This window comes from Pedobacter sp., assembly GCF_040513095.1.
Taxonomy (GTDB): Bacteria; Bacteroidota; Bacteroidia; order Sphingobacteriales; family Sphingobacteriaceae; genus Pedobacter.
The window spans coordinates 1-6,509 of the sequence record NZ_JBEVDX010000006.1; the positions used below are offsets into that span (position 1 = coordinate 1).

At 42.1% G+C, this 6,509-nt stretch carries 7 protein-coding genes; all 7 read right to left on the bottom strand.

Annotated features, from left to right (window positions below; genetic code table 11):
- Positions 1-847 (bottom strand): efflux RND transporter periplasmic adaptor subunit (locus tag ABWY16_RS00775; RefSeq protein WP_353902745.1); only part of this gene is annotated, 847 nt, incomplete at its 3' end.
- A gap of 2 nt (positions 848-849) precedes the next feature.
- Positions 850-2,184 carry a TolC family protein gene (locus ABWY16_RS00780; RefSeq protein ID WP_353902746.1) on the bottom strand — a complete coding sequence of 445 codons (1,335 nt, stop codon included), beginning with the start codon at positions 2,182-2,184 and terminating at the stop codon, positions 850-852.
- A gap of 163 nt (positions 2,185-2,347) precedes the next feature.
- A complete protein-coding gene (locus ABWY16_RS00785; RefSeq protein ID WP_353902747.1) occupies positions 2,348-3,109 on the bottom strand; it encodes a LytR/AlgR family response regulator transcription factor in 762 nt (253 codons plus the stop codon).
- A complete protein-coding gene (locus tag ABWY16_RS00790; protein ID WP_353902748.1) occupies positions 3,106-4,158 on the bottom strand; it encodes a sensor histidine kinase in 1,053 nt (350 codons plus the stop codon). The genes ABWY16_RS00785 and ABWY16_RS00790 overlap by 4 nt, the downstream gene beginning before the upstream one ends.
- A gap of 127 nt (positions 4,159-4,285) precedes the next feature.
- Entirely contained in the window at positions 4,286-4,786 is a 501-nt protein-coding gene (locus ABWY16_RS00795) for a hypothetical protein (protein WP_353902749.1), read from the bottom strand.
- Between the two features lie 182 nt (positions 4,787-4,968).
- Complete coding sequence (locus ABWY16_RS00800) at positions 4,969-5,880, bottom strand: helix-turn-helix domain-containing protein (protein ID WP_353902750.1); 912 nt, start codon at positions 5,878-5,880, stop codon at positions 4,969-4,971.
- A gap of 193 nt (positions 5,881-6,073) precedes the next feature.
- Positions 6,074-6,509, bottom strand: a 436-nt coding sequence (locus ABWY16_RS00805; RefSeq protein ID WP_353902751.1) for a HEPN domain-containing protein, incomplete at its 5' end; no start/stop codon positions are given.

Here is a 6,509-nt window from a genome sequence, read left to right on the forward strand (position 1 = left end):
GGATTTTCTGTTTGGTCTTGCGCGAAAAATCAGCATAGACGAAAGTACCGGAACGCAGTAATGCCTTTTCATTGTTAGCCGCCAATATTTCCACTTTGTAATTATGAGTCTCATCGGCCTGCGGACTGATAAATGTTATCTTGCCATTGAAAACCTGACCCGGATAGACATCAGTAGTAATCTTAACCTGTTGACCCCGTGTTGCCTGATATACTTCAGTCTCTGTCAGGTTCAGCTGAACCTTTACTTGGGATAAGTTTACGATTGTGGCAATCTCAGCACCGGCATTAGCAAACACGCCCTGCTCAAGGGTTTTCTTAGCGATAGTTCCGCTGGTAGGTGCTTTTACCAGAGCATCAGATATCTGTTTTTTAACCTGGCTTACCTGATTGGCAGCATCCAGGTAATTTTGTCGTATTTCATTTACCTTTTCCTGTGTTGCTGCCTGGCCCTGCAACAACTCAGTGTAATTTTCCAAATCACGTTTCAGTTTTGCTGAATTGGTTTGTGCCTTTTGCAGGTCCAGTTCCATTAGCCTTGTGTCCATCACTGCCAGCACTTGTCCTTCACTAACATGGTCACCAAGTTCAAACCTGAGTTGTTTTATAGTACCACCAACCGTTGTGAGCACACTTGCCTCTTTGAACGGGGCAAGGCTACCGGTCTTTACCAGACTGATTTCCTGCAGTTCTTCTTTTACAGCAGAAACTTTAACCGGGATGTTCAGAACTGAGTCCTGTGCGGGTGCTTCTTTTTTATTCAGTGTGCTTTTATTGGAGGCTAGCCTGAAGACGATGAGCAGAACGACTACTATGGCAATAATTCCGATGATATGTTTACGTTTCATATTTAGAGTGAGGTATAAAATGTTTTGAGGCTTCCGGCAGCTTTTTCCAGATCGAGTTTGGCCTGGTAAAAACTAAAGAGTGAATTGAGATAGTTATTTTGTGATTCTTTGATTGAGTTCTGTGCAGTGAGCCATTCCGTAAGATCGGTTACCCCTTTTTTATATTGCAAGTCTGTAGTCCTGAATACAGATTCTGCAAGCTGGATGTTCCTGGTATCACTTTCAAGGTTACTATGGGCATTGTTCATCTTGGTTCTTGCATTTTCATATTCAAGTTCATACTTGCCCTCGTCCAGTTTTAAGTTCTCCGCAGCATTTAGGCTCTTGTATTTAGCCTGACTGTACTGGGCATTCCGTTTGAAGAAATCAAAGAGCGGAATATTGAGTTTGATACCCACAACAGAAAAAGGGCTCAGGTCTTTGAAGGCGGGCCCCAGCGTATTGCCAAAACCTACAGCACCATAACGCGCATAAGCGGTTAATTTAGGAAGAGCCCCAGCCCTGATCCTTTTTTCATCTATACCCAAAAGTTTAGCGTTGATTTGAGATAGCTGATAATCCGCGCGGTTAGCTACGGAAAAGGTTTCACTGTTATTGCTAACAGCAACTTTCACCTGGACATCCTGCTGAGATAAGCTGTCCACCGGCAGTGCTTCTCTCATTGGATAACCCATTTCATATTTCAACTGGTTCTGTGACAGCGTAAGGTTACTTTCGGCAATGCGGATTTGCGATACAGCATTATTGTAATCTACCGTCACTTTATCCAGGTCTTTTTGTAAAGTCACCCCTTTTTCTACCTGCAGTTTGAAGATCTCCACCTGCCTGCTGTAGGTTCCAAGGTTTTCTTTCAGCAACCTGAGTTGTTCACGGTACACAAAGATCTGGTAATAGGCATTGCCCACGTTATAGATGATTGTTTCCTCGCTTTTGCGGACATTCACATCGGCCTGCTGCTTATTGTATTTATTTGCCTTGAGACCGGTTAAGAGCGACTGGTCAAAAATGGTTTGGTCTACCTGAGCCTGGCCGGTGCTGTTGTATTTCTGACTAAAGGCTACCCTGATTGGATCCGGCCCGAATACACCTCCCGGAATGACAGATTCCTGCACTTTAAGATTATTGTCCAGTCCGGCGGTCAGACTAACTTTAGGAAGGTAATCAGCGAGAGCTTCCTTTGCCTGTGCATCTGCTGCTCTTTTCTCGTTCTCATAGACTGCACCGTTACGGTTGTTCTTAAGGCCGTATGCTATGCAGGCTTTCAGGTTCCATCTCTCCTGGGAAAACAACTGGAAGGGAAGAAAAATGATAAAAGCCAATACTATTTTTTTGTTCATTATCCTGCTTCAATTTACCGCAGGTCTGTGCGCGACGCTGGCGGAATAATCATTTAATTAATTATCCCAAAACTAGTATCGCGCGGGTATCAGCTATAAAGTTTGATTATGAAACGGACAAAATGAAGAATGAAATGGACAAAAGTCATGTGTTAGAGGATGGCTATTGTTCTATCCATTTCAGAAAGGGCTGCACCCTGATTTTACTGACAATGATCTTTTCCGGAAGTTCAGTTTTGGTACTGATAAATAGCTTGCGGTTGAAATAATGTTCTATGTTTACTATGAAATCACGGTTTACAATACATTTCCTGTTCACCCTGAAAAACTGCTGTGGGTTAAACATTGATTCAAGCTGTTCGATAGTATATTGTACGGGATAATTCGTGGCAGCTGAAGTAACTATGTTTACAACTCCGTTGAGCACGTACACTACCTGGATATCCATTACCCTTATCGGGATAATCTTTTCCCTGTAATGCACCAGGATATTCTGTTTGTAGCTGGTGTCCATTTGCTGGATAACCCTGTTCCGGTTGCTTACCTGCTGGGCACTGCTGATCAGATGTTCTTTATAGCGCAGGTATTTTTCTACGCTGTTTTGGAGCATATCCTCCTCAATAGGTTTCAGCAGGTAATCTATGCTGTTGGACTCGAATGCCCTTATAGCATATTCGTCAAATGCAGTACAGAAAATCACAGAGGCTTCGGTCTGCACTTCCTTGAAGATCTCGAAACTCAGACCATCACTGAGCTGGATATCGGAGAAAATGAGTTCCGGCGTTACATTGTCTTTTAACCACTCCGTTGCAGAGGCTACAGAATGTAAAACAGCTTCAACGATAATCTCATTATCGAGAGCTTCCAGCATTTTCTTCAACTGCTGTGCCGTCCTTAATTCATCTTCTATAATGATAACCCTCATTTGTACCCAGTCATTTTTGCAATGCGCTCATTTGGCAGCAATGGCAAGGTAACACAAAATTTGCCGCCTTCATCAGAAACATTGATCGTTGTATTGCCCAGTAACCTGTACCGTTCACTAATATTTTTTAAACCCGTTCCCGAACCGGTACTGCCGCCGATGACCTTTTTTGGACGATGATCATTTTCTACTATCAATGCCGGAGAATTGTCTGTTTTGATAATGATATGCAGGGGCTGCTGCAGGGTAAACATATTGTGGTTAATTGCATTTTCCACGAGTAACTGCAGGGAAAGCGGTGGAATCATCAGCTTGAGGTTTTCTTCTGATATATCTATAGTCACTTCAAGCGCCTTATCAAACCGCTGATTCATGATATAAAGATAGGATTTGATAAAAAGAAGTTCATCCTTCAGCGGAGTAAGGTAATGTTCGTTGAAATTGAGCACGTAACGGTAAACGGCTGCAAGCTGGACAATATAATTTTTGGTATGCTGATCAGGGGCAATTGCATTGAGCGTACTCAGGGAGTTAAAAAGAAAATGCGGACTGATCTGTTGCTGCAGAGACAAAAGCTGTGCCCTCAGATGGGCCTGTTCAAGGATCTCATTTTCGAGTTTTGAGGTCTGCAGGGCTGAATTCGTATGGATGCTGTAAAAAGCACTATAACAAATGACACTTAAAATAAAGCCCCCGAAAAATGAGTGCAGGAGGTTACTGAAATTTAATGCCGGCACAATCGGATCAATAAAATGGTTTCGCGGCAGAATCCGGTAAAACAACGTTCCAAGGAATACCATGATAACAATAGCGATCAGATTGCTTAAAATCAGCTTGCCCCAACTGCTTAAATAAGATATTTTATTCAGGAGGAAATAAGCATGGATCATCCAGCATACAATCATATAAAAAGAGAGGCGCAGCACATAATCACAATATTCCCATAATTGCACTTCGACCCGAAAACTGCCCTGGCGAAGAAATAAAGTGCTGATTGCAAATACTCCTGCCACAATTAAGCACCATTTGATCTGATAGGCTTTGTACATGTACAAATGTATCTAAATTATCAGTTCCTGATCTGCTTCATTTTTGAGATGAACATAATCGGCAATGAAATGGACAATACCGGGCGCGAATGGATTCACCTGTAAGCTGGCAGGCCTCCAAATTTTGCTATTGCGTCAAATAGAATATCGTTGAATATTTGGCTACAGTACCATTATCTTTTTCGGCTTCCTTCTGATCAATTAATACTTTTTCAATGGTATAAGTATTTGGTTTTGCCTGGAGCGTAAGTTCATATGTTTTGTCACCCAGTTTCAGGTAAAGGACGCTGCCTGCTGAGTTTGGCACATAAGAAGAGTCAAGCAAACTTAACTCACTGAATTTGAATTTCTCATCACCATAGGAAAAAGGTGGCCTGATGGCAAAAAGAATAGGAACAGTTTTGCCCCCACTGTCTTTTCTGTAGAGTTCTATCTTATCTCTTGTGTATGCTCCGGCAACCTTATCGTCTAGTAAGTCATCACCTGCCACATTTTTAACTACCAGATTTAATTGCAGCCCCACCTGCACCGGCGAACAACCACATGCACCACCACCATCCAGATTCATTTTTTTACATCCGGCATTGACAATAAAAAGTATTGCGCAAACAAGTATAAATTTTTTCATAGCAGTATTTGAATACGTGAACAGACGAATTGAGTGTAACGTTAATAATGAAGGCCCTGGGTGCAGAGATCAATAGGTAATTAACTTCTAAAACGCTAACAAACTTCAGAATGCTACAGGGATACAAAAAAATTTTACCGGCAGATCATTTTGTTATTCGGAAAATAATTTTTTTGTTGAATTTAGCTAAACGACTGCCTGAATTCAAGAGGGGAAACCTTCACTTTGGTCTTGAAAAGCCTGTTGAACGACTGCGGATGTTCAAACCCCAGACTGTAAGCAATTTCTGCAATGCTGAGATTACTTGTGCTGAGAATATCTTTTGCCTTCTCGATCAGTTTATTGTGGATGTGCTGCTGCGTAGTCTGCCCTGTTAAGGAGCGCAGCATGTCATTGAGATAACGTGGTGAGACTTTCAGGTGGTCTGCAATTTCCTGTACAGCCGGTAAGCCCTCAATTAGTGTTTTATCTGGCTCAAAAATCTCGCTGAGATACGCTTCCATTTCTGCGATCAGGTCATTGTGTACGATTTTCCTGGTGATGAACTGACGGCTGTAAAAACGGTTGCTGTAGTTGAGCAATACCTCGATCTGTGAGATCAGGACATCCTGGCTAAAATGATCAATATTGGTATCCAGCTCCATGGCAATGTTATCAAATACCGAAAAAATGATCTTCTTTTCCTTATCAGATAAATACAAAGCTTCGGCAACGGAATAAGAGAAAAAGCCATATCTGGCGATTTGTTTTCCCAACGGATAGTTCCTTATAAAATCAGGATGAAATAGCAATGTGTGTCCGCTATAATCCTTTTCTTCAGTAGCAGCAGCGATCAGCTGGTTGGGTGCGGTAAATGAGAGGCCGCCCTCCTCAAAATCGTAATGCCCCTGCCCGTACCTGATCTGGCCGGCAAAATGTTCCTTGAACGAGATCTTGTAAAAGTTGAGCAGGTAGCCTAAGCCCAGTTGCGAAGTATCAACTGTAATATCTTTATAATCGACAAGGGCTACCAAAGGGTGCATCGGTTTTGGCAATCCAAGTGTTTTGAGCAACTCTGATATACTTTTGAAGATCACCGGCTGAAGATTTCCCATTTTATGATTTGATATGAATACCTGGAAAGCGAAGCGGGCTTCCGGCTAAAGTTAACAATTATTACAGTACCGGAATGCAGCAGAACCAGTCCTTGGGTTCAGCTGCATTCCGGTACAAATGTAATTTCAAATTATCAGCCACAGGTAGCGGATTTGGTAAAGTTTGTAACCAAAAAAACGATGTTTCGCAAAGTCATTTCCCGAAAACCTCCCCCTCTGTTTTAGATTGCTTATAACGCTCGGCATCCAAAGCCAGTGCTTCAACTTTATCCTGACATAGCGCTTCTGTCATTTTAAGGAACGCCCCAACCTGCGTATATAACATTTCAGCATCCAATTGCTCTGCAATGAAGTCATCTTTATAACGTGCGGCGGAATAGCTTTTTACCATCAGATCAAACAGTCTCCTGCCCTCTTCACTTTGCTTAAGAAAAAATTTAGATAGCTCTGGTGAAAAACTATCACACATATTTAGTAAACGGTAAAGGTTGTGAATATCTGAATTATAGGCAAGATATACCCGGATCAGGCTGATACAGCATTGTTCTACAACCTGATGCAGCATGTATATACACAGCTGATAGTTTGCACTACGTAAACACTCCGCAGCGCTTTCTAAAAACCCAGTG

Excerpts from the sequence above, each read along its gene's own strand:
- ABWY16_RS00780 (WP_353902746.1), bottom strand. The coding sequence starts at position 2,184 with ATGAACAAAAAAATAGTATTGGCTTTTATCATTTTTCTTCCCTTCCAG.
- ABWY16_RS00785 (WP_353902747.1), bottom strand. The coding sequence starts at position 3,109 with ATGAGGGTTATCATTATAGAAGATGAATTAAGGACGGCACAGCAGTTG.
- ABWY16_RS00790 (WP_353902748.1), bottom strand. The coding sequence starts at position 4,158 with ATGTACAAAGCCTATCAGATCAAATGGTGCTTAATTGTGGCAGGAGTA.
- ABWY16_RS00795 (WP_353902749.1), bottom strand. The coding sequence starts at position 4,786 with ATGAAAAAATTTATACTTGTTTGCGCAATACTTTTTATTGTCAATGCC.
- ABWY16_RS00800 (WP_353902750.1), bottom strand. The coding sequence starts at position 5,880 with ATGGGAAATCTTCAGCCGGTGATCTTCAAAAGTATATCAGAGTTGCTC.